Annotated in this window: 26 protein-coding genes and 1 riboswitch; of the genes, 14 read left to right on the forward strand and 12 right to left on the reverse strand. The window is 36.5% G+C overall.

Translation table 11 applies throughout. From position 1 onward, the window contains the following. The first annotated feature begins 20 nt into the window (after positions 1–20). The 7 genes from FW768_RS21920 to FW768_RS21950 all read left to right on the forward strand — a co-directional run bounded on the left by FW768_RS21920 (position 21) and on the right by FW768_RS21950 (position 6,344). Positions 21–917, forward strand: coding sequence for a BatD family protein (locus FW768_RS21920; protein WP_153399222.1), 897 nt, complete (start codon positions 21–23; stop codon positions 915–917). Next, positions 910–1,902, forward strand: coding sequence for a VWA domain-containing protein (locus tag FW768_RS21925; RefSeq protein WP_153399224.1), 993 nt, complete (start codon positions 910–912; stop codon positions 1,900–1,902). The genes FW768_RS21920 and FW768_RS21925 overlap by 8 nt, the downstream gene beginning before the upstream one ends. Continuing rightward, positions 1,902–2,909, forward strand: a complete 1,008-nt coding sequence (locus tag FW768_RS21930) for a vWA domain-containing protein (RefSeq protein ID WP_153399226.1) — start codon at positions 1,902–1,904, stop codon at positions 2,907–2,909. The genes FW768_RS21925 and FW768_RS21930 overlap by 1 nt, the downstream gene beginning before the upstream one ends. A gap of 102 nt (positions 2,910–3,011) precedes the next feature. Continuing rightward, a complete protein-coding gene (locus FW768_RS21935) occupies positions 3,012–3,758 on the forward strand; it encodes a tetratricopeptide repeat protein (protein WP_153399229.1) in 747 nt (248 codons plus the stop codon). After that, a complete protein-coding gene (locus FW768_RS21940; RefSeq protein WP_153399231.1) occupies positions 3,758–5,497 on the forward strand; it encodes a BatD family protein in 1,740 nt (579 codons plus the stop codon). The genes FW768_RS21935 and FW768_RS21940 overlap by 1 nt, the downstream gene beginning before the upstream one ends. 44 nt (positions 5,498–5,541) lie before the next feature. Further along, positions 5,542–6,144, forward strand: a complete 603-nt coding sequence (locus FW768_RS21945; RefSeq protein ID WP_153399233.1) for a MarC family protein — start codon at positions 5,542–5,544, stop codon at positions 6,142–6,144. A gap of 5 nt (positions 6,145–6,149) precedes the next feature. Continuing rightward, positions 6,150–6,344: a hypothetical protein gene (locus FW768_RS21950; protein ID WP_153399235.1), complete on the forward strand. Its 195-nt coding sequence runs from the start codon at positions 6,150–6,152 to the stop codon at positions 6,342–6,344. 567 nt (positions 6,345–6,911) lie between these two features. Here the strand turns inward: FW768_RS21950 and FW768_RS21955 are convergent. The 8 genes from FW768_RS21955 to FW768_RS21990 form a co-directional block, all read right to left on the reverse strand. Then, positions 6,912–7,877, reverse strand: coding sequence for a chorismate-binding protein (locus tag FW768_RS21955; RefSeq protein ID WP_153399237.1), 966 nt, complete (start codon positions 7,875–7,877; stop codon positions 6,912–6,914). Between the two features lie 23 nt (positions 7,878–7,900). After that, positions 7,901–8,803, reverse strand: a complete 903-nt coding sequence (locus FW768_RS21960) for an outer membrane beta-barrel protein (protein ID WP_153399239.1) — start codon at positions 8,801–8,803, stop codon at positions 7,901–7,903. Next, complete coding sequence (locus tag FW768_RS21965; RefSeq protein WP_153399241.1) at positions 8,790–9,878, reverse strand: RNA polymerase sigma factor; 1,089 nt, start codon at positions 9,876–9,878, stop codon at positions 8,790–8,792. Before FW768_RS21965 ends, FW768_RS21960 begins: the two co-directional genes overlap by 14 nt. Positions 9,879–9,889: 11 nt before the next feature. Then, entirely contained in the window at positions 9,890–10,867 is a 978-nt protein-coding gene (locus tag FW768_RS21970; protein WP_153399243.1) for a hypothetical protein, read from the reverse strand. Positions 10,868–10,970: 103 nt separating this feature from the next. Continuing rightward, positions 10,971–11,408 (reverse strand): PaaI family thioesterase, encoded by a 438-nt coding sequence (locus FW768_RS21975; protein ID WP_153399245.1) that lies wholly within the window; start codon positions 11,406–11,408, stop codon positions 10,971–10,973. A gap of 18 nt (positions 11,409–11,426) precedes the next feature. Then, entirely contained in the window at positions 11,427–12,026 is a 600-nt protein-coding gene (locus FW768_RS21980) for a 1-acyl-sn-glycerol-3-phosphate acyltransferase (RefSeq protein ID WP_153399247.1), read from the reverse strand. A 311-nt stretch (positions 12,027–12,337) separates the two neighbouring features. Further along, positions 12,338–14,056 (reverse strand): PspC domain-containing protein, encoded by a 1,719-nt coding sequence (locus FW768_RS21985; protein ID WP_153399248.1) that lies wholly within the window; start codon positions 14,054–14,056, stop codon positions 12,338–12,340. 11 nt (positions 14,057–14,067) lie between these two features. Next, positions 14,068–14,397 (reverse strand): PadR family transcriptional regulator, encoded by a 330-nt coding sequence (locus FW768_RS21990; protein ID WP_153399250.1) that lies wholly within the window; start codon positions 14,395–14,397, stop codon positions 14,068–14,070. Between the two features lie 290 nt (positions 14,398–14,687). On the opposite strand from FW768_RS21990, the gene FW768_RS21995 reads away from it, so the two are divergent. From FW768_RS21995 to FW768_RS22010, 4 genes are all read left to right on the forward strand, one after another. Beyond that, the gene (locus FW768_RS21995) at positions 14,688–15,362 is read left to right on the forward strand and encodes an XAC2610-related protein (protein WP_153399252.1); all 675 of its coding nucleotides are present in this window, start codon (positions 14,688–14,690) and stop codon (positions 15,360–15,362) included. A gap of 20 nt (positions 15,363–15,382) precedes the next feature. Further along, positions 15,383–15,973: an HD domain-containing protein gene (locus FW768_RS22000; RefSeq protein WP_153399253.1), complete on the forward strand. Its 591-nt coding sequence runs from the start codon at positions 15,383–15,385 to the stop codon at positions 15,971–15,973. A 193-nt stretch (positions 15,974–16,166) separates the two neighbouring features. Beyond that, complete coding sequence (locus tag FW768_RS22005) at positions 16,167–17,069, forward strand: T9SS type A sorting domain-containing protein (protein WP_153399255.1); 903 nt, start codon at positions 16,167–16,169, stop codon at positions 17,067–17,069. Positions 17,070–17,212: 143 nt separating this feature from the next. Continuing rightward, positions 17,213–18,694 (forward strand): MutS-related protein, encoded by a 1,482-nt coding sequence (locus FW768_RS22010; protein ID WP_153399257.1) that lies wholly within the window; start codon positions 17,213–17,215, stop codon positions 18,692–18,694. Between the two features lie 19 nt (positions 18,695–18,713). On the opposite strand, the gene FW768_RS22015 is transcribed toward FW768_RS22010, so the two are convergent. From FW768_RS22015 to FW768_RS22025, 3 genes are all read right to left on the reverse strand, one after another. Beyond that, positions 18,714–19,097, reverse strand: a complete 384-nt coding sequence (locus FW768_RS22015; RefSeq protein WP_153399259.1) for an acyl-CoA thioesterase — start codon at positions 19,095–19,097, stop codon at positions 18,714–18,716. A 114-nt stretch (positions 19,098–19,211) separates the two neighbouring features. Next, positions 19,212–19,392: riboswitch (cobalamin riboswitch) on the reverse strand. Positions 19,393–19,444: 52 nt separating this feature from the next. Next, positions 19,445–20,242 (reverse strand): hypothetical protein, encoded by a 798-nt coding sequence (locus FW768_RS22020; RefSeq protein ID WP_231128773.1) that lies wholly within the window; start codon positions 20,240–20,242, stop codon positions 19,445–19,447. A 32-nt stretch (positions 20,243–20,274) separates the two neighbouring features. After that, positions 20,275–20,943, reverse strand: coding sequence for an ATP-binding cassette domain-containing protein (locus FW768_RS22025; protein WP_153399263.1), 669 nt, complete (start codon positions 20,941–20,943; stop codon positions 20,275–20,277). 395 nt (positions 20,944–21,338) lie between these two features. On the opposite strand from FW768_RS22025, the gene FW768_RS22030 reads away from it, so the two are divergent. Then, the gene (locus FW768_RS22030; protein WP_153399265.1) at positions 21,339–22,409 is read left to right on the forward strand and encodes a GEVED domain-containing protein; all 1,071 of its coding nucleotides are present in this window, start codon (positions 21,339–21,341) and stop codon (positions 22,407–22,409) included. 330 nt (positions 22,410–22,739) lie between these two features. On the opposite strand, the gene FW768_RS22035 is transcribed toward FW768_RS22030, so the two are convergent. Beyond that, positions 22,740–24,887 carry an endonuclease MutS2 gene (locus FW768_RS22035; RefSeq protein ID WP_153399267.1) on the reverse strand — a complete coding sequence of 716 codons (2,148 nt, stop codon included), beginning with the start codon at positions 24,885–24,887 and terminating at the stop codon, positions 22,740–22,742. Between the two features lie 70 nt (positions 24,888–24,957). Between FW768_RS22035 and FW768_RS22040 the strand changes: the two genes are divergently transcribed. Then, positions 24,958–25,452 carry a hypothetical protein gene (locus FW768_RS22040; RefSeq protein WP_153399269.1) on the forward strand — a complete coding sequence of 165 codons (495 nt, stop codon included), beginning with the start codon at positions 24,958–24,960 and terminating at the stop codon, positions 25,450–25,452. A 54-nt stretch (positions 25,453–25,506) separates the two neighbouring features. Further along, a complete protein-coding gene (locus tag FW768_RS22045) occupies positions 25,507–26,010 on the forward strand; it encodes a GNAT family N-acetyltransferase (protein ID WP_153399271.1) in 504 nt (167 codons plus the stop codon). Positions 26,011–26,047 lie beyond the last annotated feature (37 nt).

Here is a 26,047-nt window from a genome sequence, read left to right on the forward strand (position 1 = left end):
GAAATGATTATTATATAGAATTGAAAAAAATATTATTTATACTGTCCCTTTTGATCTGTGGAACCGCTTTTTCGCAGATACTTTCGTCTAATCTTGAAAAGAAGACGATTGCTCTGGGAGAAATAAACCGTTTTATAGTTAAAATCGATAATCTGAACGGGAAACAGGTAAGTTCCGCAGCAAAAAATGAACTTCTTCCTTTTCATTTTGAAGAAATAAAAGACAGTATCGGACAGAATCAAAATTCCTACGAAAGGAGGATCGAATTTTCTGTTTATGAAGAAGGAAAATTTAAAATTCCCGAATTGGAGTTCAGTGTGGATGGTCAGGTTTTAAAGACCATTCCTTATGAGATTGATGTGATCAACACGGCTCAGAAAGCAGATCAGATCAATGATATCATGAAGAACAAAGAAGTAAAGCTTGATCCTAAAGATTACTGGGAACTCTACAAATTTTACATTCTGGCCGCTTTAGCAGTTATTGCACTGATTATTGCTGTTGTTATGATCATCAAATGGGGAAGAAAAGCCAAAAGCTCTCCTGTTGTGGCTACCAATCAGACTTTGAAAGAACTGGATTCTTTAAAGAAGAAAAAATATATTGAAGGCGGAGATTTCCGTTCGTTCTATGTTGAATTAATAGATATATCCAGGGCATTTATTACAAAGCAATATCACTTACCGGCGGAAGTTCTTCTTACAGACGATCTTATTGATGTGATGAAGAAGAATAACACCATTTCTCAGGAAAATGAAAAAATAGTGGAAGAGGTATTTTTAAGAGGAGATCTTGTGAAATTTGCCAAAACCTTTCCTGATCAGGTAACGATGGAAAAAGATTTCAGTGATATCAGTGACTTTGTGAGGAGATCTTCAAAAGATCTGGAATTTGAAAACTTGAGAAAGGATGTTTAATTTTGAGTTTTATAGTCCGTGGTTTCTGCTCCTTTTTCTGCTGTTCATTCCTCTTTTTATTAAAGATGCCAGGACACGGAAGAAAAAAGGGATAAAAGTTCCTACAGTCCGGAATATGGAAGGCAGCGGGGGAATTCATGCTGTACTTTTTCTTCTTAAACTGTCGAAGTATATTATTCTTACTGCGCTGATCATTGCGATGGCACGACCTAGAACTTTTACGGTTTCCCAGGACCGCGATGATACCAAAGGCGTAGATATTATGCTGTCCATAGACGTTTCCCTGAGTATGCTGGCTAAAGACCTTAACCCGGATCGTATAACAGCATTGAAAGATATTGCAGTAAAGTTTGTTAGAAAACGGCCTAATGACAGGATCGGAGTAGTAGCGTATGCTGCAGAAGCATTTACTAAAGTACCTGTAACTTCAGATCATCAGGTGGTTATTGACGAAATCAAAAACCTTAACTCTACCGGTCTTGAACCGGGAACAGCTATTGGGGAAGGCCTTTCTGTAGCAGTCAGTCACCTTACTAAAAGCAAAGCGAAAAGTAAGATCGTGATCCTGATGACGGACGGGGTAAGCAATATCCAGAATGCAATTCCTCCACAGGTAGCAGCGGAACTCGCCAAGAATAATCATATTAAGGTATATGCCATCGGAATCGGAACAAACGGTTATGCGCTAATGCCTACTTCACAGGATATTTTCGGAGATCTGGTCTTTACTGAAACAGAAGTGACAATTGACGAAAATACATTACAGGAAGTAGCGCAGACTACCGGTGGGAAATACTTCAGGGCTACCTCGAACAGCAGTCTGGAAGAAGTATATAATGAGATCAATCAATTAGAAAAATCCGATATTAAGGTCTCTAAACTTTACAATTATGATGAGTATTTTAAAATTTTCCTTTGGATAGCGTTGGGAATGTTGTTCTTTGATGCGCTGTTGAGATGGGGTATATATAAATTTTTGAGCTGATGAGTTGGTCTTTAGGAAATTACTGGTATTTATTACTGCTGTTGCTGCTGCCGCTGTTAGCTTCCTTTTTGATCCGTTTTCTGAAATGGAAAAACAAGAGAAAAGAGGTTTTTGCAGACGCTAAGTTTCATGACAGTTTATTTGAAAAAAAATCTGGATTTACAAAGTTTTTTCCGGCATTATATCTGTTGGGAACCCTTTTTCTGATATTCTCTATTATTGATCTGCTGAAAGGATCGGAAGAAATAAAATCCAATCAGAAGCTTAATAATGTGATCTTTATGCTGGATGTTTCCAACTCTATGAATGCAGAAGATATTGATCCCAGCCGTCTGGATGAAGCCAAAAACCTGATGATCAACACCATGAAAAAAATGAAGAGTGATAGGATAGGGATCGTGATCTTTGCAGGAGAAGCAGTCTCTATTATGCCGCTGACAACAGATTACGGTTCTGCGGAAACTTATATTACCGCGATAGAAACCAATTCGATGAAAGCCCAGGGAACTGATTTTCTGAAAGGAATGAAAGCCGCCGCAGAAAAGTTTGGAAATGTAAGCAAAGGTTCCAGAAAAGTAGTTCTGATGAGTGATGGGGAAGATAATGAAGGAAACGATAATGCAGCCATCAGGCTGGCGAATAAAGAAGGGATCAGCATAACCTCGGTTGGAATAGGTACAGATGAAGGAGCTCCGGTTCCTGAATATGTTTATGGACAGCTGATGGGATATAAAACAGATATGGATGGTGCAACGGTGATCTCCAAAAGACAGACTGAGGCCCTTAAAAAAATGGCTGGATCTACAGGAGGAGAATACATTGACGGAAATAATGTGAATGAAGCACCTGACAGGATCATTGATGCATTAAGCAAAAAGGCTTCATTTTCAGAAACCATGGTTCAGTCACAGAATGCTGTTCATTATTATCAATATTTTCTTGCCGTATCTATTTTCTTTTTCTTTTTAATTTATATATTAAATCCGAAAAAGGATCTGAATGTATAGATTTCTTCGGCTTGTTTATCAAGATTTTAAATAAGCACTTTAACCCAATTTTAACAAATAGAGACCTGTTTATTAACATATAAAGAAATAATTTTGCAGAGGATGAATACTAAAATCTTATTTTTATCGTTAATTATTGCTTTCATGTTCCCAGGTGTTCTGTCCGGGCAGGATAGATACAAGACTTTAGTATATGAAGGAAACCAGAAATTCAATGGTAAAGACTATGACGGAGCCTCTTCCAAATACATGGAAGCGGTAAAGTCGGATGAAAAAGATTTTACAGCTCATTACAATTTGGGGAACGCATTGTATAAGAGTAAAAAATATGAAGAAGCCAAAGAAGAATTTGAAAAAGCTCAGAAACTTTCTCAAACTCTTCCTGATGCAGCAGCAGCTCTTCATAATCTTGGGAACACTTATATGCAGATGAACCAACCGGAAAAAGCGGCAGATTATTATAAACAGTCTCTGAAGCAGGATCCTTATAATGAAGCAACAAGAAAGAATTATGAAATTGCCAAGCTGAAAGAGAAAGAAAAACAGCAGCAGGAAAAAAATAAAAAGAGCAATTCCGGAAAAGGCGGCGGAAACGAACCTAGTAAAAGCAACGATCAGAAAGGGGATCAGAAAGATCAAAAACAGGATCAGGGAAGCGGACAACAAAATGAAGGGAAAAGCGATCAGGGAGATGCCCAAAAAAAGAAGCCTAATGAAGAAGGCAAAATACCAAAAGATCTGGAAAATGCCATATTAGATAAAGTAAACGAAAAGGAAAAAGAAACCGCCCGAAGAATACTAAATAAAGATTCTTATTCCATGCCTCAGAGCAATGAGAAAGACTGGTGATGCAGCATAGACTGATCTACATATTATTCATTCTTGTTTCCGTAATTTCTTACGGACAGGTAAACTTATCTTTGGAAACAGATAAAAGTGAGTACAGCGGAAAAGATATCGTAAATCTTACTATTATTCTCGAGATCAATGGAAGCGATATTGATCATCAGACCCGTTTTCAGCTTCCTGACCTTTCAAAATTTACGATGATCGGAAGCGGATCGGTAACCAATACCCTGGTTGATCCCGCTACCAATACCGTTATTACCCAGAAAATATCCAGAATCGCCCTTGAACCGAAGAAAAAAGGTAAAATCAAGATTGGTTCTGTATTGGTAACCCTCAATAATAAAATCTATAAAACAGAACCTTTTGACATCAATATCAAGGATATTGTTGATAAAAGATCTCTGGCTACCAATACTTCCGGTGATGTGTATCTGAATATGGAGATTGAAGACCGGGAGGTCTACCAGGATCAGCCTACCTTGGCTGTTCTGAGGGTGTATTCCAAAAATATGGATAACTTCAGGAAGGTGAAGAATATCCGCCTTCCTCAACAGGATAATATCAATGTACATCCTGTAAGCTTTGGGAAATCAGAAATTGACCCGTCCGGCTCCGGGAATATGGCTTCCCAGGTTCTGGCCGTATTTATGATATTCCCCAATGAAGCCGGTTATGTGGAAGTTCCATCGGTATCAGCTTCGGTGAATTCCTATGCAAAAAAGAATAAAATTGTTTCCAATAAAGTAAAATTGAATGTAAAGAAGCTTCCTGAGGGTTCACCTGAAGGTTTTAAAAATGCAGTAGGAAACTTTAAGGTAAGTGTTTACAATACTTCGAAAGATAAAATTGAAGTTGATAAACCTGTAAACGTTGTGGTGAAAGTTTCGGGAGAAGGAAATCTTCCGGATATGGATCTGCCTAAAATAATAACGTCTCCGGATTATGAATTCTTTACTCCTAAAATCACGTCTAAAGTGGTTCCCGGGTCTACAGGAATGAAAGGTGAGATTTTGGCAAATTATGTACTAATTCCTAAAAAACCGGGAGCAATTTCTGTAAAAACAGAACTCTTTGCCTTCTTTGATCCTGAGAGCCGTGAATACATAGAGATGGGGCAAAAATCTCTGGCACTTAACGCTTTTTCCCATGAGCAGATATTGGAATCACGTACTACCGTTGAAAAAGTAAATGAATATACCAATACCCTTCTGGAAACAGTGAATACTCCTGTATTAAAAACTACAACCCTTAAAGTTAAGGAAAAGCATAAATTTCACTGGAATATTCTTTTAACTAATATCGCGATTCTTGTAGGATTATTTATTGTCTATCTTTTGTTTAAGACTTGGCAAAAAAAACGCGCGTTAGTTAGAGAAACAGTATCTTCAAAACCTCTTGGTTCTGTGGCAGAAACAGAAAAAGAGATCAAAGAAATGCTGAAAACAGACATCAATGATTATTTCAGCTATCTGGAAAATCTTAAAGATAACGGAGAATATCCGAAATTCTTTGATACCCTTGAAGAAATGGATATAGAAGTAAGAAATCAGTATCCACAGGTTGATTCTAAAGACTTCATGGCATTTTTAGAGAATGAAAAAGGTTTATCTGTTGCAGAGGAATATAGAAATCTGATGCAAAGAATTGAGATGGAGAAATATTCTCCATTGAAATCATCAGAAGGAATGGAGGATCTTTTAAAAGCAGTTGTTAATTTGTATTCTAAAATTAACAAATAATCAATTTTTTTTCATATTTTTGCGAAATTTTTAATTACAAAAAGATGGAAATATTTAATGATTTTTCTATTAAAGAAATCTTTACCTGCTTTATGGTTCTTTTTGCCGTGATTGACATTATCGGCTCTGTTCCTATCGTGGTAAGCCTTCAGCAGAAGTTCGGTCAGATTGAAGCAGGAAAGGCCGCTATTACAGCCGGAGCAATTATGATTGTCTTTCTGTTTGTTGGAAATAAGATCCTTAAGCTTATCGGAGTAGATGTAAACTCGTTTGCCATAGCAGGTGCTTTTGTGATTTTTATCATTGCACTGGAAATGATTCTGGGAATTGAAATCAATAAAACGACAGAGGCCAAAGCCGCTTCCATCGTTCCTATCGCGTTTCCATTGGTAGCAGGGGCAGGAACACTAACGACAACTTTATCCCTCAGAGCTGAATTTCATGATATTAATATCATTTTAGGAATCGTTCTCAATACAATTTTCGTATATTTGGTGCTGAAATCAGCAAAGTGGCTGGAGAACAAAATGGGAGAGGCAACATTGTCTATTCTTCAGAAAGTTTTCGGAATCATCCTTTTGGCTATTTCAATAAAATTATTCACCGCAAACTTTGCCCAATTAGTGCAGAATTATATTAATTTTTAAGAATCATGCAGAAGTTTTATAAAGTATTTTTAGTAATATTTATCGTTTTCATTGCCATCAATGTTTATGCTATCGACTGGCAGACTGACATTTTATCTGAAGATAACCTGAAATTCGTATTTTCAATTGCATCCGCTGTGATTGGTCTTATCCTCTTATTTGTATTGGATACCTGGAGCAGAATCGGAGTAAAAAAATAATTAAGATTTATATCTGATATACAGCCTCTTCCTTATGGGAGAGTTTTTTTTTGATCAGGACGAGAAATTTCGGAGATAACAGATCAGATGTAAACTCTTTTTTCAATGAAGTAAGTTTAGAATAAGACCTTGTATTTCGAAAATAAACGAAGCGGCCTTGTTTGTCTTAAAAACACACCAATATTATTCATCTTTGTTGGACTCAGCAGTGTTATAATTGATGATCAATTTATATTTTTTTGTGAAAAATATGATGTTATTTGAGTCTTTTAAGTACTCCTTAGGAATACTCTGTTCATAGAATTTAATATATGATCTAAGGTAAGCTCCGTAGGAGCGACCTGATAATTAACCTCAGTTCAGGATAAGAATTTTTGATTTATAGAGCTTGGAAGCTGGGGATGGAAGAGGGAGGTTCTGAAGGGCATCAATAATAGATTGCCATCTTTTTTAGCTAATTTGATTTTACAGAGGTTTTCAGTATTTATAACCAAAAGTGACTTCCAGCCAGCCTCCTTCTTCCATCTTCCAACCTTTTATACTTAATCCCCTTAATCCGAACTCAGGTTAAATAGTTACTAGGTTTTTGAGAATAGCTTCAGATTTCAGTTCTGTCTCTTTCCATTCTTTTTCCGGGTTGCTTTGTGCGGTAATTCCGCCGCCTACAAATACATGTACAGAATCCTGATAAAGCCTTGCACATCGCAGATTCACGAAGTACATAATACTTTCTTCCGTTTCAATTCTTATAAATCCGGCATACAGTTCGCGTGGAAATTTTTCAAACTTCTGAATATTTCTTTTGCATACCTCTTTTGGAATTCCACAGACTGCAGGAGTAGGATGGAGTTCTGTAATAATAAAATCAAGTTCCTCCGGTTTTATTAGGGCCTTAAAATCTGTACGAAGATGCTTAATGTTTCCCGAAATATGATCATAGGTATCTGAGATCTCAATATTTTTAGCATAATTTTCAAGGACATTCCGGATGTATGAGGTAACAGGTTTCTGCTCTTCAATTTCTTTTTCTGACCACGCTTCAGATACAGGAAGCGTTCCGGCAAGGCTCATGGTCTCAAATTCACAGGTTGTTTTATTAAATTTTCCAAGGACTTCGGAGAAAGCTCCCATCCATGCATGTTCTCCGTCATTAAAAATATACCGGAATGCATTCGGATAAGAAGTACATAAGTTGTTAAAACTCTTTTTAAGATCAATTCTGCTAAAATTTCTGAAGATCTTCCTTCTGGAATAAACGAGTTTGGGAAGCTGCTCTTCTTTAATAACTTCAATGACACTGTGCAAAGTCTGCAGATATTCATCTTTTATCTCTGCATGAAAATGACTTTCATCTTTCAACAGGTCATCACTGGTAATTACGGCTTGTGAAAACTCTTCTGAAGCCTCAATGATGTTTCCTTTAAAATCAATCTGCCTCAACCTGTCAAAAGAATAAAAACTTATGGATTCTGTGTCTTGCTGAGGGTCGGTTGAATATAATTTTTCGTCGAAAGGAAATTTGAAATAAATCATGAGCTGTAGAAAGTTTTTAGAAATCACCACCCGGAAACAGAATAGGAAATTCCGAGGTTGATTTTCCTTTCAGCAAAGGTATTATTAGTCTTAAAAATGTCAAAATTAAACGAGCTGTTTTTTAACGAAATATTCCTCATCTTATATTCTTGGTATTCCAAAGAAACAAGAAATTTTTTCATGATCCGGTATTGCAGTCCTAGTGTATATCCAAAATTGATCTGATTACTCTTAAAATCATCGGGTTTATTAAGCACATTGTTTTCAGGAACCAGAAACTGCATTTTATAGCTGTTCCGGTTGGCCAGAAATCCGATGAACGGGCGGATGTTTTTCCATTCATAAAGGATTTTAAGCTGGGCAGCATATTCAAGATGTTTATTGTTGAATCTTTGAAAAAGCAGAGGCTGATGGTCTTTTGTAAAATAATAGCCGCTCAGCCAGGTATCTTCTTTAGTACCATCGAGATTAAAAGTAGAATTCCAGTAATACAGATGGGCAGAAAGGAGTAATGAAAATCTTTTATATATTGGTTTTGAAGCCCATATTCCGGCATTGAATCCGGATTGCGTTTTCTTTCCGGAAGAATCTATGGCCCAGGAGCTTCTTTTTATCCCTGTGCCTGCTTCAATTCCAAATTCTGTTCTTTTGGAGAAAGAGAAGGTAATTCCTTTTACCTCATCTTTGAAAGAAAAGAATTCCTCTGGCTGGGGCATTGTAATTTCCGGCAGATTCAAAGAAAGTCCTTTGGGCTGTATTTTTAAAGCTTTTTCTAAATAAATCGTATCACGTACAATGACTTTCTCATATACATATACCGTATCTTTCTTTTTCCGTTGGGCATTCAACGGATATAGGATGAAAAAAATGAGCAGGACTGCTATTTTTTGCAGAGGAATACAGAAACTTAATTTATCTTTCAACATATATAGTATCTCTCTGAATGATTTTTTTTACAACAATGACCTTTTCCTGTGCAGAATCTTTTGTACTCAATCTGGGTTCTTTTGATTTGATTGTATTGGCTTTTTCAACAGGCATTTCTTTTTTTTCTAATATTTGATTAGACTTCGTCTGTTCTCCGTTTTCTGAATATTCCTGACCAGAAAATCCTGTAACGGATTTATTCAGACTTACTGCTTTAATCTCTTTTTTGTCTGTTATAGATTCTGTATTGTTTTCAGTAACAATACTACTGTTGGAGAAATTATTTTTCTGAGGACGGAAAAACAGAATATAACTTAAGACCATAAGTACAGCAGAAGCAGCAATGATTTTTATTTTCCATTGATTGTTTGAATGGGAAGTAAAACTGAGATTTTGAATATTTATATTATCAGGAACGGTAAACGGTTGAGAAGGTGATACCGAAAAGCCGGTAAAACTATTTCTGAAAGTCTGTGCCCAGAGCAATCCGCCAAAACCAAGGAAAATAAGCAGCTGGGTGAGCTTTTTTTTGCTTTTGGGAGTGCCGGGTTTTAGGATAGTATTGAGAAGATAATTTTGTATTGATTTTTTGGCTCTTAAAAGGTGAGATTTTGAAGTATTAACAGGAATTCCCAGCATGTGTGAAATTTCTGAATGGGAATAATTTTCAATACAGTATAAATTAAAAACTGATTTATGATGAGAAGAAAGACTGTCAATAGAAGCCAGAAGCTCTTCACGCGTAAAATCATAAGCAAGAATATGAGATTTTTCTTCAATAGTGTTGTTCATGGCAAAAGATATTTCGGGAATTTCTGAAAGCTCTTCAGCAATGAAAGTTTCTTTGCTGTTTTTCCGGAGGTATTGTAAGGCATTATTAACAATAATTTTCTTTAACCAGGCAAAGATTGCTTTCTCATCTTTAAGCTGATGTTTTTTCTGCATTGCAGCGATAAAGCTGTCCTGAAGGATATCTTCTGCGGTAGAAAGATCCTGTATATACCTACGGCAAATCCCCAAAAGTTTTGGGGAATATGTGCTGTAGATTTTTTGCCAGTCACTGCTGTTATACATAATGGAAATATTTAATTCTGCACAACAAAGATGGAGCTAAAACTGCCGCCACTCGCTATACTTTGGGTCTCCACATCATTGATATATACTTTATAAGTCAAATTTGAACCATCCAGCCATCTGATCATATAAATGTTTTCATTCAGGGCTTTCATATCTGCTATGCCATGGAATGTAGACCAGTTTACAGATACTTCATTAGCGTTTTTATAATATTTTTTTAAGGCCATCCGATATACATCATTGTTATCTATTAGTATTTTATTGGATGAAGCATTGAATGCGTCGGGTACCGGAGTGAGATGAGTTTCTGTTCCCGTAAGTAAGTTTTTGTAAAAATTGTTTCCGGAAAGGTAAATGCTGGAAGTGTTGGATGATATTGCATTAGTCTGGTATCCGGTGGCAACGGGATAGAATGTTCCATTTTTGAAATAACCGAAATTAACGGTTCCGTTGATTTTCTGATGTCCCGAAACATATACCACAGACTGAAAAATGGTCATTGAATAATTGGAGTTATTATAAACCATTTCTCCCGGATCGTAGGAAACAATTGTTTTGGCTCCGTTTTTCCAATAGCAGAGCTGGTATCTTTGTGAGGGATTGACAGGGTTGGGATCTTCTACATACCCCAGTAAATAAACATCTCCGTCTTTCACATAAAATTCACGGATTCTTAATACAAGTGCAGCTGGAACCGCAAGATACTGCCTGATATCTGTCTTTATATTATCTTTCCAGAAGACATTATTTTCAAAAACGTACACATGGTTATTTTCCACGATGATTTTTGACGGAGTGATGTTGGTGCCATCTGCGAGGTTGGTTTTCTGCCCGTTTTTCCAGTAGCAGGCAGTATTGTTTTCTCTTCCGGCCACGTATACATCATATGAAACTGTTTTTTCTGACAGTTCCTGATCATCTTTAGCATCGCTGCAGGATACGAACAGGCTTAACACGAATAAGAAAGGAATAAATAATGTTTTCATAGTTCTTTTTTCTTATAAGATGCAGAAAATTAAAAAGGTTGCAGCAAGTATATAAAAAAAGACCCAATATTTTGAGTCTTTTATTTTTTATAGGAGTTGAAATTTATCTGTTGATAATATTGTTGGTCATCGTGGTATGATTGATGAGTGTTCCTTTTTCATCACGGATCTCAATTTCAGAGACATGCATGGTTTTTCCTTTTCTGATGAATCTGGCTACAGCTGTTACCATTCCGTCTTTTTTACTTCTTAAATGATTGGAATTGATATTGGTACCTACACCATAATATTTTTCACCGTCAATGAAAAGATTAGACAGGCTTGACCCCATTGTTTCTGCCAGAACACAGCTTGCGCCTCCATGCAAAATTCCAAATGGCTGATGAACTTTTGGCTGAACAGGCATCGTGGCTGTAAGGGTTTCATTTTCCAGATCAATATCAATGAATTTTATTTCCACATTTTTGGCTAAAGTAACTTCTCCGCCCCAGCTGTTTAGAAATGCTAATATCTCTTCTTTCGTTTTATCTTTAGTATACATGTCAATATTTGTTAACTTCTAACTTTTAGTTTCTTCCTGCCCGCTTCCCATAATATCAGGATTCCAGTTGGCCTGTATTTTCGGTACAATGTCATTTTTAACGTAATAATCCTGAATCTCCTGCATAATCTCTGCAAAAGGAACAGAGGCTATTCTTTCGTAAGGAATGGTGTACCCCAAATAGACAATATTTCTTTTAAAGTCGCCGGCAGCCAAAACAATAGGAACTTTAGCAGCTAACGCCATGTGGTAGAATCCTTTTCTCCATTTCGGAACCCAGCTTCGGGTGCCTTCAGGGGTAATGACAAGACTGAAATCTTCTTTTTCAAATTGTTTGGCAACGAAATTGACGAGGTCATTTTTCTGACTTCTGTCGATCCCGATTCCGCCCAATCCTTTTACGACACTTCCGTACCATGCTTTGGTGTGAGCGTCTTTAATGATGATTTTCAACGGTTTTTCTAAAGACCAATAGGCAAGATTTCCCAGCAGATATTCCATATTATGGGTGTGGGGAGCCACTACCAGAATACATCTGTTCAGACTGTTGACATCGCCCTGAAGGACAACTTTCCAGCCCAGGATCTTAAGCATTAATTTACCTATCAGTTTTTTCATAAATCGTTGGATTAAAAACAAAAAAGTATAACCAAAGTGGTTATACTTTACAAATATATTGAAATATTATCGCTCTTAAAACAAACCGCTGATGAAATCTACGATTTTTATTACAATTTCTAGTGCTACTTGTACCATGGTTAGGGTATTTTTTTAATTGATTTGGTTAATTATTTTAACTACACGAATTTATAACTTTTTTTTAACATAGCGAACTAAATATTTATCTTTTTTTCTCTTTCTGAGAGAAGAAGAGTGTGAATTTCAAACGGTTGCTCTTCCTTCACACCTTCTGCACTCTCTGAAGTTAATTATTTAGTTTGTATGGAAATTTCATTTTTTCCGTCTTTGATCTTGATGTCTACATCTTTATTCATTTTTTTGATGCTGGACTTCATAGAATCGATTACCTGGTCAGCCTGAGAGCTTGGAACTTTTTTTCCGTTGATGATGACGCTGTCTTTATCATCGGAATTGTATTCAATGGTAGAGCCGTTCACAGAGATCTTATTCTTTTCGATTCTGATTTTTCCGTGCTCATCTTTGTCCTGATCATCATCATTAATACCGTCTCCGTTCAGATCTCCATCGAAATCAATTCTGTCATTTTTCACCGGAATCACTACTGCATTCTGAGGAATTACCAATTCATAATTTACTCTGTAATTTCTGAATCTGTGCTCGTAAGGATACTTGATGTAGTTTGGAAGGATTATTTTGTTATCCACTACTTCTACAGGTACCGTCACCTGAACAGGAACGTTATAGCCGCTTCCTTCTTTTTTGATGATCAGGTATGGTGTTTTAATATCCGGTTTTCTTGTTACTTCTACATAGATATAGTCTTCTTCATATACCGTTCTCTTGTCAGAATAAATATCATCATCATAGGCTTTGAAGCTTTGAGGGATGCTTACCTGTTTTACATCTACATATAAAGTATCTGATGTTGTATTGATCGCGATATTTTCAGTGTCTTCCTTGCTTCCTTTATAGATCAGGTTTTTCTTAGCCATGCTTACTCCGAAATAGGATCCCAGTCCCAGAAGTAAAAGGAATATACCTCCCAATACCCATCCTATATTTCTCAGTTTTGTTTTTGGAGAAAATATCTTGATGCTTAATAAGCTGAAGATGATGGCCGGGATTAAACTTCCTAATACCATGATCGCAACCAGGATTTTATCAAGTCCGTTTTCACCCATGTAAAACTCCATTTTATTGGCTCCAGGGAAATCTGCACCTGTTCCGAAAAGTCCGAAGACTACGAAGATTCCTATGATGCTGCTTACCGCCATCAGAACGAAGATACCTCCTACGATATATTTCAGTACATTCCAGATTCCGCTCCCGGCATTGTTGATGTAAGGTTTGGTCTCGTTGTACATTTCTCCGACCCTCTGAGTAGATTCATTGGCAAACTGTACCAATTTATTAGACTCATTCTTAAGATTGTCGAAGTTCATAGGCTTTCCCTTCATTTTCAGGAAATCTGCTGCTGTTTCAGCTTTTGGAAGTACAATCCAAAGAATAACATAAAGAAGTCCGATCAGAGAAGAAGAGATGGCTGCTGTAAAGATCCCCAGTACAAAGATTCCTAACCAGATAGCTCTCATTGCCGTAATGTCCATTCCTACATAGTGGGCAAGACCTGCGCAAACTCCTGCAATCTTTTGTCTTTCAGGATCACGGAATAACTGCTTTTTATCAGTATATTCAGTTCCTGACTGATAGGTTTTTTTGGTGCTCTTTTCAGAATAGTAAGCTTCTTCCTGCTCTTCAATTTTTTCTGGGCTCCCGATCTGTGCGATTACCTTTTCTACATCGGTATCGTTGATCACTTCACGTTTTCCAAGAGAATCTCTGAAAATTTCCACCATTCTGATTTCTATGTCATGCATTACCTCATCCGCTTCTGAAGCATCCAGTGAGCTTCTCAGTGCATTCAGGTAATCGCTTAGCTTTATATATGCGTGTTCTTCTATGGTAAAAGAAAAACCTGCGAGTCCTATTGAGAGTGTCTTGTTCATAGCTTTGTTTTTTAATTTTTTTGAGTGATATGGTTTACTGAAGTGGTCAACTCATTCCATGTATTCTGAAGTTCATCCAGGAAAAGCTTTCCTTTTTCGGTGATCTGATAATATTTTCTTGGCGGTCCTCCTGTAGATTCTTCCCATCTGTAGGATAAGAACTCACCATTTTTAAGTCTTGTAAGGAGAGGGTAGAGGGTTCCTTCCACTACATCCAGTTTTCCTTTTTTTAGCTCATCTATAAGGTCGGAAACATACATTTCGCGGTGATTGATGAGACTTAAAATACAGAATTCCAGAATTCCTTTTCGCATCTGCGCTTTGGTATTTTCGGTATTCATCTTTAATAAGTTTTGTTAATTAGTTATATAGTTTCAGAATAAAAGCCTAGCTAGATGATTCTATTCTGATTTTACATTACAAAGATATGTAATTAAAATGGTATTATGCAATACAAAGTAGTGAAATTTTTTAAATAAATATTTTAAGTAATTGATAATCAGTTTAATAATTTTTAATCGATAATTTTGTTAAAATTAAATTAGGTTAAAATACGATCCAGAAATGTCAAAATAGGCTAATGATTTGTATTTTTGTTTGATGCTTTTTTAGTGTAAATACCTTTATCCAAATGACAAATATTTATTTTATTTACCGTTTATTGTCTCCTTTAGCGCTGCTGGGGCCTTTATGTTTCGGACAGCATCACTTTGAAATCAAGGATGCCTCCCCAAAATACAATGCCGAAATTATGGTAGAAGAATGCGTGGATGATGGATGCAGAGGGAAAGGGACTGTGATCTTATTTGATAAAAACGGAAATAAAAAACAGTCGTTTCAGTCACCAGACCTTAGATTTTATTTTAAGGAGAACTTTAAACCTTTCAAAGGTATCATGACGATTACCCATGAAATGCTGCGTGATGAACCTTTATATTTTGGTGATTTCAATTTTGACGGAACAGAAGATGTAGCGGTGAGAAATGGCAGCGGAGGAAATTACGGAAGCCCTTCGTATGATGTTTATGTTTTTAACTCAACAAAAATGCAGTTCGTACCCAGTGCAGAACTTACAGAATTGGCAAGCGGATACCAGGGAATGTTTGGAGTGGATGAAAAGAACAAAAGGTTGAGCACCTTTGCCAGATCCGGTCCTGTTTATTATACTTACGAATATGAAGTAGTTCCCAGAAAAGGAATTGTATTGGTCTATGAAAAGATCGAGGACCACACTCATGAAGTCGTAAAAATTACCGTAAAAAAGAAAGTGAACAATAAATGGATAGTGAAAAAAACTACCGAATAAAATGATAATTATAAAGTAAGATGAAAATACAGAAGGAGATTGATTTTATCCTGGCAGTAGATGCCCTGAAAAATGTACAGAGAAGAAATTATAACGCAGACGATTCCAGAAGAGAAAATACAGCTGAACACTCATGGCAGATTATTATTCTGGCGCAGATCCTGTATCCCTATGCGAAAAACCGTACCGGTATAGATCTGTTGAGAGTGATCAGAATGCTTTCTATTCATGATCTGGTGGAAATTGAAGCCGGAGACACTTTCCTTTTTGACGAACAGGCCATGGTAGGGAAATTTGAAAGAGAAAAAATTTCAGCACAGAAGATTTTTGGTATTCTGGATGAGCCATTGCGTACAGAGTTTTTTAACCTGTGGCTTGAATTTGAAGAAGAAAAAACTCCGGATGCCATATTTGCCTGCTCTATAGACCGGATTATGCCTTTTATTCTGAATTCTCATACCTCAGGAAAAAGCTGGACAGAAGCTGGTGTGACAGAAAAGCAAATCAGAAACATGCTGGAAACAGCTATTACCAGAGCCTCAGATGAAATGGGTGAGGCTTTTGAACTCCTGTTAAGCAGAAGTCTGGAAACAGAAAAGGTTCTAAAATAACCCTGTTTTTCTATAAAAAATGATAGCACTGTTCAGAATTGAGCAGTGCTTTTTTTATTGGGTAAGAGAATTTAATGTATAATACAAATCAATCTCAGTTTTATTGTTGATTTGGTGAATTATTTGATTTTTTTAATTCCGTATATGTTTAATATTCGTACATTTAGGTAAAATATTTATAAAAAGGATTATTATGAAGAAAAAATTACTATTTATTAGTTTGTTGGTTGCAAGTCTTTCTTATTCGCAGGTAACAATAGGTTCAGGAACGAGAGTTGATTCCAACGTAGGCTTATCAGCTCCTATATCGATTTATTATGGATACAGTTTGTCTCAGCAGCTTTATCTAGCCAGTGAGATCGGAGGTCCGATGATGATTCAGCAATTAAAATTCTATACAAAAACGGCTCCGTCTGCATTGAATAATACAGGAGAAATAGAGGTCTGGATCGGTCACACCGCTTTGAATGGATTCCAGAATACCGTAAGCACCACCGGAGCAGGATGGATTCCTATAGCACAGCAGCAAAAATCACTTACAAGCGGAAGTGTTTCCATCAATGGAAATGAAATTACACTTATTTTAGATACCCCATTTTCCTACAATGGTACAGATAATCTTGTGATTACGGTGGATGAGAATCTGCCAGGAGATGACGGATCAAATTATCCCTTCTACCAGACTGCCGATTATACCGAGGATATGACACTCATCAACAGGAATGATGATGACAATCCTGATCCTGCCAACCCTCCGATGAACTATACAGGACCGTCTTCTACCTCCACAACCCAGGCACAGTCTAAAAAGTACAAGCCTATTCTTACGCTGATTGGTCAGAATTTAGGAGTAGCAGAAGTAAAAACAATCGGAGATGCAGAAGTTTCTCCTAATCCTGCTTCTGATTTTGTTACAATCACAAGCAAACGTTCTGTGAATTCTGTGGATATATTAGATCTAAACGGAAGAAGAATGAACAACTCAGGATTAATGGACAATAAAATAGATGTGAGTAACCTGTCTTCCGGAATTTACTTTCTGAGAATCAATTTTAAAGACGGATTGAGCACAACTAAAAAAATAGTCAAAAAATAACGACAGTTGTTTTTTTGTATTTTAATAGAGAGTTTCGGGCGGCCGGAGGCCGCCCGAAACTTTTTCCTCAAAATTTATAATCTCTTCTACTTAAGAAATCCCTTGTAACGATTCAACTATTTTAAAGTCTAATTAAAATAAAAATGGATTTTGATTTAAGTTCTATAAGGAAATATTATCTGTTTAAAAGCCATGATAATAGAGTATTTCAGAATATTCCGGATGAAACGGCTGAAGATTTAAATCTTGATTTCCTCTTTTTTAAACTGGATCAGACAAAATCCAAAATAGGGAGGCAGTATTTTTACTCCAAACTGAGGATCATCCCTCAAAATAAAGATCCTTTCTTTGACCATTACATGGACTACTGCAGTGAAAATAAAACGGATATTATTGAGAAAGAACTCGAAAAACTGAATAAATTTCATGATTATGAAATCATTGATCTGATTGAAAACAGAATTTTTATTAATCAGAAATACCTTAATTACGCAAAACTTTCACTCACCTTACTCTGTATTATCCTGGTCTGCGGTATTTTTGTGAAGCCTGTTCTCGGATTTATTGTTCCCTTGTTTTTAGTCAATGCTTATTTTCATTATGCCAATAAAAGCTATGTGGAATATTACAATGCGATTATTTCCAGATTATATACTGCCATTATAGTAGCGAAAAATATAAGCAAAACAAAGGCTCTGGCGGAAGAATATAAGACCATTGATCTCAAAAGATTAGTGCGGGTCATATGGTCGGCAAATGCAGCACAACAATTGGCGAAAAATGAGTTTCTGATCGTTTTCTGGTTATTACTGGAAATTGCCAGGATCACCTGCAATCTTGAGATTTTCGGATTCAGCAGGAACGTAAATATTCTGAATGCTTCCAAAGACAATCTGCTGAAAATTTATGAATATATCGGTAAAATCGATACTGCTGTAACCCTCTCTGAAATTAAGCATCAATATACGGTTTGCAGACCGGTTTTCAGTGAAAAGAAAGAAATAAAGGCAGAGAAAATTTATCATCCTCTGATTGATGACTGTGTGAAAAATGATCTGCATATTTCAGATTCCGGTATTGTTCTTACGGGATCAAATATGTCCGGTAAAACAACCTTTATGAGAAGCCTGGCTGTTAATGCACTGATGGCTCAGCTATTCGGATTTTGCTTTGCAGATGCTTATGAAGCTCCTTTCATGAAGATCTTAACCTCAATTTCAATTAAAGACGACATTAATGAAAACAAAAGTTATTATCTGGAAGAAGTATTAAGAATCAAAGATTTCTTTAATGAAAAAGAAGGTTTTAATCTGATCCTGATTGATGAAATTTTTAAAGGTACGGGAACCAAAGAAAGAATAGCCATAAGTAAAGCTGTTTTAAAAGCCATGAACTCTGAGCGAAACTTAATCTGCATTACCACCCATGATCTGGAAATAGCCCATTTCCTGGAAAAAAATAATTATGCCTTGTACTATTTTTCGGAAGAAATACAGGAAGATAAACTGAGGTTTACTTATCAGCTGAACCAGGGAGTCAATCAAAAACCAAATGCCATAAGAATTTTGAAAATGTACGGGTACCCCGAAGAACTCATCAAAGAGTCCTATACCTATCTTGAATAATTATGGCAATGGAATGCTTTTATAGAATACGGATCGGTTTCTTGAATTCATCGATCGCTACAAAAGTGAAATCACCAACAATTGCTCTTTCTCTTTCGTAAGAATACATCTGTTCCGTGTAGATTTCTACATTCACCTTCATACTGGTCTTTCCGACGTAAGATACTTTTCCGATCAGTTCTACAATCGTACCGGCAGGAATAGGCTTTTTAAAATCAATTTTGTCGCTGCTTACCGTGACCACTCTTTTACGGGCAAAACGGGTTGCCGTAATAAAAGCTACCTCATCCATCAGCTGCATGGCCGTACCTCCGAAAAGAGTATCATAATGATTCGTAGTGTTGGGGAAAACCGCTTTAAAAATCCTGGTTTCGGATGCTTCAATTCTTTCTTCTGTAGTCATATTTCATTATTAATTAAAGCGAGATGAAATAAATTAAAACAACAGAACAATAACAGGAATCATAGGAATTCCTGAAACAATTCATCGGATCAATAAACTTCAAATCGCGAAAGTTTTTTGTTTAAAGAAAAGGCAGGTCTCCTGACTTGTAACATCTTTTATCTCCTTCCCGTGCCCTGCACAGTGGATCTTTTGATAAAAAATTCAGTTACTTACAGTTGCGCGACAGTCCGTGATTTCCACACGGTTCCCTTTTAATCTGCGTAAAGCAGAACCAGTTTCTATGATGAATAAGTACAAAACTTTTTCAGTTGCAAAAATAAGGATAATACAGAGAAAAACAGCAATTATTCCGGATTATTATAAATGATCTGGCTCATTACCCTTCCTTCCTTGATCGTCCAGAGGGTAGTATACCTGTTTTCACCGGATCCGTTAATCATGTAGAGATAGATATGGTCGTTATCAAGAGCGGTTACACCAATATTGTTGAAATCCATGGTAGGTTGGAACATATTTTTAATCGCTTCACGAACAAAAACAGAACCTCTTCCCGGCTGCTGTACTCTGATTGATTTGATTTCAGTCATTCCTTCTGGAATTTCATTTTTGATACCCCACGGCTTTACTTTATCAATGGTAAGAATTTTTCCGTCAGCATCTTTTTCCTGCTTACGATAGCTTGCGTTGGAAGGATATACATCAATCACCACTTTGGTTCTTTGAGAGGTAGGGATCTTAGGATTGCTGTTGTCTGTGAAAATTAAAGATTTCCCGTTTTTAGATTTGGTAGGGGTAAAAGCAGGAAGCTGATCAACAAAAGAAATACGTCCTTTGTTTACCATTCCTTCTTTGTCAAGGGTTTCATACCTTACAAAAGGTTTATCATCATCTTGTTTTTCAGGATATTTAATCCAGATCCATTCCGTTTCTCCCGGAGCCGGTTTTACATAAACAAACACGTCCCCTTTACGCATACGGATCTTATCTACAATCTTTCTGTAATCCTCTTTGTGTACACGTACATTGGCATAACCTTCCTCAGCTTTTACAACACCGAAAGGAACTTTATTCTGCCCTTTAACAAATGCTAAAGAAAAAATACTGAAAGCGGAGAGATACAATGCCTTGTTTACAGAAATCATGATGAAATTTTTTTGACCCTCAAATATATAAATTAAAAACTTTTCGGAAGATAATTAAATTGTTTCAGTTCTTCAAAATCTTTGATTTTTCTCAAATAGGTTTGGGCGAGAAAGTAAATATCATCAGCCATCCTGAATAGAGGTTCATAATTGTGATCAGAAATAATAATGCCTTTATAGGCTGACTGCCTTTTGATGATTCTTTCCATTTCATCACAGAATTTAGGAGAAATCCCGCTGAAAGGTTCATCCAGCAAAATAAAATCAGCTTCAGAATAGAGGATAAGTAGTGTTTCTACGATTCTTTTTTCTCCCCCGGAAAGATCCCTGGTTGTCTCCTCTAAAAAGGGTTTCATCATATTAAGATGATAAAGTTTTTCCCTATTTTCTTCATTACAGAACAGTGAAATTAAGTTTTTTATCCTGATATTTTTCGGAAGGAAAAAAGTACGCTGAGGCAGGTAAGCAATTCTGCTTTTCCGGTCAGACAGGGTTTTGAGAATGGTGTCATTATATTTAATAAACTGGGTATCACCTTTTATTGTTCCGAACATGATCTGGAGCAGCGTAGACTTTCCTCCGCCCGCCGGGCCGATAATTCCTGAGATTTTCCCGGTTTCACAGCTTAGAAAAACATCCTGAAGAATTTTTTTGGTACCGAAAGATTGGGTTATACTGTCTGCATGAAGCCTGTTTACCATAATCCTGAGAGCATTTTTACAATTAAACTTAATGATAAAGTGAAGACCCAGAGGAATATTCTTGAAAATCCAAAGTTCGCATAAAAGAAATATTCACCTTTTAACCTTATTTCATAGATGAAAAAATGAAGCAGGGGAAGAATCAATAGAAAACATAGTCCGAAATTTCCAATGCTGAATCCACTTAAAAAACAAACCAGCAGAGAAAATAATACCGCCGGAAACAGAAGTTTGTAATAAAAGATCCAGAGAACCCTGATGTTTTTATCCATATTTCAAAAATACAAAGAAAAGTGTCTGTATATAACCATAATATAGGACCCATGCTTTAAAAAATGTAAAAATATTTGATTTTTTAGTGTAATTTTAAGGTGAAAATTCAATAACCATTGACTATGAGAAAAAAACTACTTTTTATGCTCCTGCTTTCTACAGGAACAATGCTGCTTCAGGCCGCAAAAATTACCGGAAAAGATATTTTCGTAAACAGCTTCAAAACACCTGTTAATGTTATGGTATCTAATATCGGAGCAACCTCAGCAGATGTCACCTGGGATCCGGTACCTGGCGCGACCAGTTATAACGTGAGATTCAGACCTGTAGGTAACTCTGTATGGGTAATGGCGGTAGTCACTTCCGGAGCTGCTGCTTATCAGATTACCTCTCTTACCCCCTGTACGGCCTACGAAGTTCAGGTTGCTGATGGAAATACCCCTTTTTCAGCTTCTGTATTTTTTTATACAGGGCTTAATTACTGTTCCACAGGATCTACAGATTCAAGTATTATGCATATCTCTAATGTTACAGTCATTCCTTACGGAGGAGTGCCCCAGATGAACAGTTCTTCCGGACCTTCCCAATATACTGATTACCGATATGATTCGTCAAGAAGAGTACAGCTGTCTGTTGGAAGCCCTGTCAATACCCTTGCAGTAGCCTTGGGTTGGACAGCTCCGCAAAGTACAGTAAATGTAACAGCCTGGATAGATTTTAATGCCAATGGAGTTTTTGAAGCCTCTGAAAAAGTGATGACACAGTCTGCTAACTCTTCAACTCCTGCCGTTTCTTCATTTGCGGTTCCTTCTTTGGCTGCAATTACACAATGTGGAGTAACAATGAGAGTGATGGTCAGCCTGACACAGCCTTCAAACGCTTGCGGAACATTCACTTACGGAGAGGTGGAAGATTACGGAGTAAATTTAACCAATACTTCACTGTCTGTCAATGAAAACGTAAAGTCAAATGAATTGAATATGTATCCTAACCCGGCTTCAGACATTCTGAATATCGATGGATTGTCTTCAGATAATGCATCATATGAAATTTATACGGCAACAGGACAAAAAGCAGCTGAAGGGAAAGTCTCAGGAAATACAATTACAATCAGCCGGCTTACAAAAGGAGTCTATTTCCTGCAATTAAAAGACAAAGATCATACAACCCGCCTGAAATTTATAAAGAAATAAGATTTTGTTTAAATTGAAGAATTTTATTTTTAACCCTTAAATTTCTTTAAGGTTTTTAGAATTAAGCCGGGTTTCACGTTAAGATCTTTAGCTTATAAAAAAAATGATTTTTTCTTTAATTCATCTTAACTCTTAAAATCAGCAGTTTCAAAAATGATCTTTGCTTTAGGAAAAATACAAAGAATGTGAATTAAACAACGATTTGAATGTAATACAAAAAATCAAATTTAGGAATTTATCACATACTCTTAACAGAACCCTAATGGTTTAAAAAATAAAAACAGCACTGAAATTCAGTGCTGTTCTTTATCTTGGCAAGGATTCTCCTCATTAAATTCTTTCCAGTTCCTCTGAATCAATCGTGGTTTTAAAAGTTCCGTAGTTTACGATTACTTTATTTCTGGAAATTTTCTCAATCGTTCCTACACTGGTACTTCCAGTGATTCGTACACGCTGTCCTACTTTCAGCCAGATGGCACGGTCGCTTTTACGTTGTTCCTCAAGCTTTTCATTAGTTTCAGCAATCTTTTCGATAACCTCTTCCTTTTTAAGCTGCTGGGTGATCTTTCTTTTCACAACCTGTAAACGCTTTGATTCATCTTTATCTGCTCCAATCTTTCTGAATTTCTCCTGTTCCAGCAATTTAACGAAATCTTTCACCACGTCTTTTCTGGATTTTCCTTTCGTATAGCTGTCGATGAAAGTTTCAATCTTATTTCCAAACTGAAGCTTGCGGTGTTCCTCTTCATACAGTTTCTGGAAATTGAACAGTTTCTGCTGTAGCTGGTCGTTCAGCTTCTGAAGGTTGTCCCGTTTATCTTCAACAGATTCTTTTCTTTCAGCAAGATCAGACTTCAGTTTTTCAACCTCAAACTTTTCCTGCTGCAGTTTTACAATCGTTTTATCCAGGTTAACGATATCATGCTCTACCTTTTTCTTGGCAGCATGAATGATAAATCTTGGAATTCTGTTCTTCTCTGCCACTTCAAAAGTAAAGGAGCTTCCTGCCTGTCCCACTTCCAGCTTATACATCGGTTCCAGTGTTTCTTCATTGAAAAGCATGGCAGCATTTTGAGCATTCGGAAGCTGTTCAATCACCAGTTTGATATTCGTATAGTGCGTGGTAATAATAGCGAAACTCTTCTTGTCGTAGAAATATTCCATGAAACTTTCAGCCAGCGCTCCTCCCAATTCAGGATCCGAACCTGTTCCGAATTCATCAATAAGAAGCAGGGTTTCTGCATCCGCTTCACGAATGATTCCTGACATCTTTTTCAGTCTGGAAGAATAGGTAGACAGATGATTTTCGATGGATTGATTATCCCCGATATCCGTCATGATCTTATCAAAGAAAAACATTTCTGATCTCGGATGTACCGGAACAAGAATACCACTCTGAATCATTAGCTGAAGCAGCCCCACTGTTTTCAGGGTAATTGATTTCCCCCCGGCATTCGGTCCTGAGATACAGATGATTCGGTTATGTTCAGTAAGGGCAAGGGTCTGAGGATGGATCGTCTTTTTTTCCTGTTTATTTCTCAGCCACAATAAAGGATGGTAAGCATCTTTCAGCCTTAACGTTTTATGGCGGTTAATCTTCGGAAGAATTCCGTTCACCAGTTCACCAAACTTGGCTTTAGCTCTCGTAAGGTCAAGATCAAAAATATACATCTGATATCTCCAGAGCTGAGGCTGGAATTCCGCCAGTTCTGCAGTAAGTTTTCTAAGGATCTTGTCAATTTCCTTTTTCTCTTCCTCTTCGTTTTCGCGCAGCTTGAAATAATGTTTCACAACACTGTCCGGCTGGATATACGTAATGGATCCCGTTTTTGAAATTCCCAGAACTCTTCCCGGAACCCTTTTCTTAAATCCGGACTTTACTGCTAAAACCCTTTGATCTTCAATAATACTTTCGCGGATGTCATCCAGAAATTCACTCTGCCCGTAATTGAACAGGGCCCGGTTGAAATTTTCCTGAATTGCTTTTTTAGCATGCTGGATTTCCGTTCTCAGTTCCTTTAAAATAGGAGAGGCTTCACTTTTCACTTCCCCAAAACGGTTAAAGACCTTATCTACCTTATCAATGATCTCTTTTCTGAACTCCAGAACAGAAGCTTCCTCCATTAAATTAGGGAAGGTTTCGGGCATTGTCGGGAAAAACTTCTGTAGTTTTCCGATCTGTTCCGTGATGGTTTTTATTTTGATGAAAGCACTGTTTTCCAGGCGATAATTCTCGATCAGCATGAGCTTCAGCTCACTTTCAATATCTTCATATTCATCGAACGGAATTGCATTTGAACTTTCAAAACTCGAAAGATATTCCGACGTTTTTTTCAATGAAAGTTCCGCCTCGTCAATTTCCATCGGACGAAGTTGAAGAATTTTTTCTCTCGTTTTCGGAGAATACGCAAATGGAGAGATTTCCGCGAGCAATTGCGGAAACTCTAATTCGTTTAAATCTTCTTTATCTATATACACACTGCAAATTTAGTGAGAAATTTAAAAAATTTGATTACTTTTATTTATACATCTTTATATTGCCTCAATTATGAAAAGAACTCTGTTTTTCCTGTTTTTATTTTTCTTTGCTGTAAGCTGTAAAAAATCAACTGTAAAAAAATTTTTTGAATATGATGAAATTGATTATTACCATAGCGGTATTCAGCAATTAACGCCAGATGGATTGTCAAATGGATTGCTGTCAGGAAATACACCGGAGAACCTGAGGGATATGAAATTTCTGAATGATATGGACAAAATTGGTTTTAAAAAATTTATTATTAATCCATCAGATTTTGATGAAATCAATGAAGTTTTTAGAGAAAAAACTACCTCTGATAACATTTATTCGAAATGTACCCCTATTTACAGAGATGTGTTAATCTTTAAAAAAGAGGGAAAAATAAGCGGGATAGCCAAAATATGTTTTAGCTGTAACCAGAATATGATCATCGGAACAAAAGCCTCAACGGATAATTTTGGACAGAAAGGTGATTATGACAGACTTGAAAAGACTTTAGCAAAAGTCAGAGATCTTCATTAATTGAAGATCTTGGAAAAAATTTAATCATATAGCTAAAAATTTAGATCAGAATTAATGAAACTGGAAACTGAAAGATTACAATTAAAAGAAATCAACGAAAGCTGCGTTGAAGATATTTTGAAAATCCGAAGCAACGAAATCACCAATCAATTTGTTCAGAGAAATTCTCCGAAAAATAATTATGATGCCCTGCAGTTTATTTTAACCATTAAAGAGAGAACTCAAAACAATCAGACATTTTATAGGGGGATTTCTCTAAAAGATCAACCGAATCTGATCGGAACAATTTGTCTCTGGAATTTTTCTGAAGACAGAACTGTGGCAGAAGTCGGTTATGAATTATTACCGGAATATCACAGGCAGGGAATCATGTCGGAAGCATTGAAAGCCGTTTTAAATGTTGCTTTTAATGACCTGCATTTTCAGGAAATTCTGGCAATGACCAATAAGCATAATGAAAATTCGAAAGGCCTTCTTGTAAAACATGGCTTTACTTTAATGGAAGGCAGAATAGATGAAGGACTTCCTCACAACCTTGTTTTTAGTCTGAGAAATTAAATGATGTAAACACTGCATTCTATGATTTATTCAAAAA

The sequence above is a fragment of the Chryseobacterium vaccae genome (assembly GCF_009602705.1).
In the GTDB taxonomy this organism is placed as follows: Bacteria; Bacteroidota; Bacteroidia; order Flavobacteriales; family Weeksellaceae; genus Chryseobacterium; species Chryseobacterium vaccae.

Excerpts from the sequence above, each read along its gene's own strand:
- FW768_RS21990 (WP_153399250.1), bottom strand. The coding sequence starts at position 14,397 with ATGAATACCGAAAATACCAAAGCGCAGATGCGAAAAGGAATTCTGGAA.
- FW768_RS21975 (WP_153399245.1), bottom strand. The coding sequence starts at position 11,408 with ATGTATACTAAAGATAAAACGAAAGAAGAGATATTAGCATTTCTAAAC.
- FW768_RS21945 (WP_153399233.1), top strand. The coding sequence starts at position 5,542 with ATGGAAATATTTAATGATTTTTCTATTAAAGAAATCTTTACCTGCTTT.
- FW768_RS22030 (WP_153399265.1), top strand. The coding sequence starts at position 21,339 with ATGAGAAAAAAACTACTTTTTATGCTCCTGCTTTCTACAGGAACAATG.
- FW768_RS21980 (WP_153399247.1), bottom strand. The coding sequence starts at position 12,026 with ATGAAAAAACTGATAGGTAAATTAATGCTTAAGATCCTGGGCTGGAAA.
- FW768_RS22025 (WP_153399263.1), bottom strand. The coding sequence starts at position 20,943 with ATGGTAAACAGGCTTCATGCAGACAGTATAACCCAATCTTTCGGTACC.
- FW768_RS21930 (WP_153399226.1), top strand. The coding sequence starts at position 1,902 with ATGAGTTGGTCTTTAGGAAATTACTGGTATTTATTACTGCTGTTGCTG.
- FW768_RS21955 (WP_153399237.1), bottom strand. The coding sequence starts at position 7,877 with ATGATTTATTTCAAATTTCCTTTCGACGAAAAATTATATTCAACCGAC.
- FW768_RS22005 (WP_153399255.1), top strand. The coding sequence starts at position 16,167 with ATGAAGAAAAAATTACTATTTATTAGTTTGTTGGTTGCAAGTCTTTCT.
- FW768_RS21970 (WP_153399243.1), bottom strand. The coding sequence starts at position 10,867 with ATGAAAACATTATTTATTCCTTTCTTATTCGTGTTAAGCCTGTTCGTA.
- FW768_RS22010 (WP_153399257.1), top strand. The coding sequence starts at position 17,213 with ATGGATTTTGATTTAAGTTCTATAAGGAAATATTATCTGTTTAAAAGC.
- FW768_RS21940 (WP_153399231.1), top strand. The coding sequence starts at position 3,758 with ATGCAGCATAGACTGATCTACATATTATTCATTCTTGTTTCCGTAATT.
- FW768_RS21950 (WP_153399235.1), top strand. The coding sequence starts at position 6,150 with ATGCAGAAGTTTTATAAAGTATTTTTAGTAATATTTATCGTTTTCATT.
- FW768_RS22015 (WP_153399259.1), bottom strand. The coding sequence starts at position 19,097 with ATGACTACAGAAGAAAGAATTGAAGCATCCGAAACCAGGATTTTTAAA.
- FW768_RS21960 (WP_153399239.1), bottom strand. The coding sequence starts at position 8,803 with ATGTTGAAAGATAAATTAAGTTTCTGTATTCCTCTGCAAAAAATAGCA.
- FW768_RS22000 (WP_153399253.1), top strand. The coding sequence starts at position 15,383 with ATGAAAATACAGAAGGAGATTGATTTTATCCTGGCAGTAGATGCCCTG.
- FW768_RS22020 (WP_231128773.1), bottom strand. The coding sequence starts at position 20,242 with ATGATTTCTGTAAACAAGGCATTGTATCTCTCCGCTTTCAGTATTTTT.
- FW768_RS21925 (WP_153399224.1), top strand. The coding sequence starts at position 910 with ATGTTTAATTTTGAGTTTTATAGTCCGTGGTTTCTGCTCCTTTTTCTG.
- FW768_RS21965 (WP_153399241.1), bottom strand. The coding sequence starts at position 9,878 with ATGTATAACAGCAGTGACTGGCAAAAAATCTACAGCACATATTCCCCA.
- FW768_RS22045 (WP_153399271.1), top strand. The coding sequence starts at position 25,507 with ATGAAACTGGAAACTGAAAGATTACAATTAAAAGAAATCAACGAAAGC.
- FW768_RS21995 (WP_153399252.1), top strand. The coding sequence starts at position 14,688 with ATGACAAATATTTATTTTATTTACCGTTTATTGTCTCCTTTAGCGCTG.
- FW768_RS22040 (WP_153399269.1), top strand. The coding sequence starts at position 24,958 with ATGAAAAGAACTCTGTTTTTCCTGTTTTTATTTTTCTTTGCTGTAAGC.
- FW768_RS21985 (WP_153399248.1), bottom strand. The coding sequence starts at position 14,056 with ATGAACAAGACACTCTCAATAGGACTCGCAGGTTTTTCTTTTACCATA.
- FW768_RS21935 (WP_153399229.1), top strand. The coding sequence starts at position 3,012 with ATGAATACTAAAATCTTATTTTTATCGTTAATTATTGCTTTCATGTTC.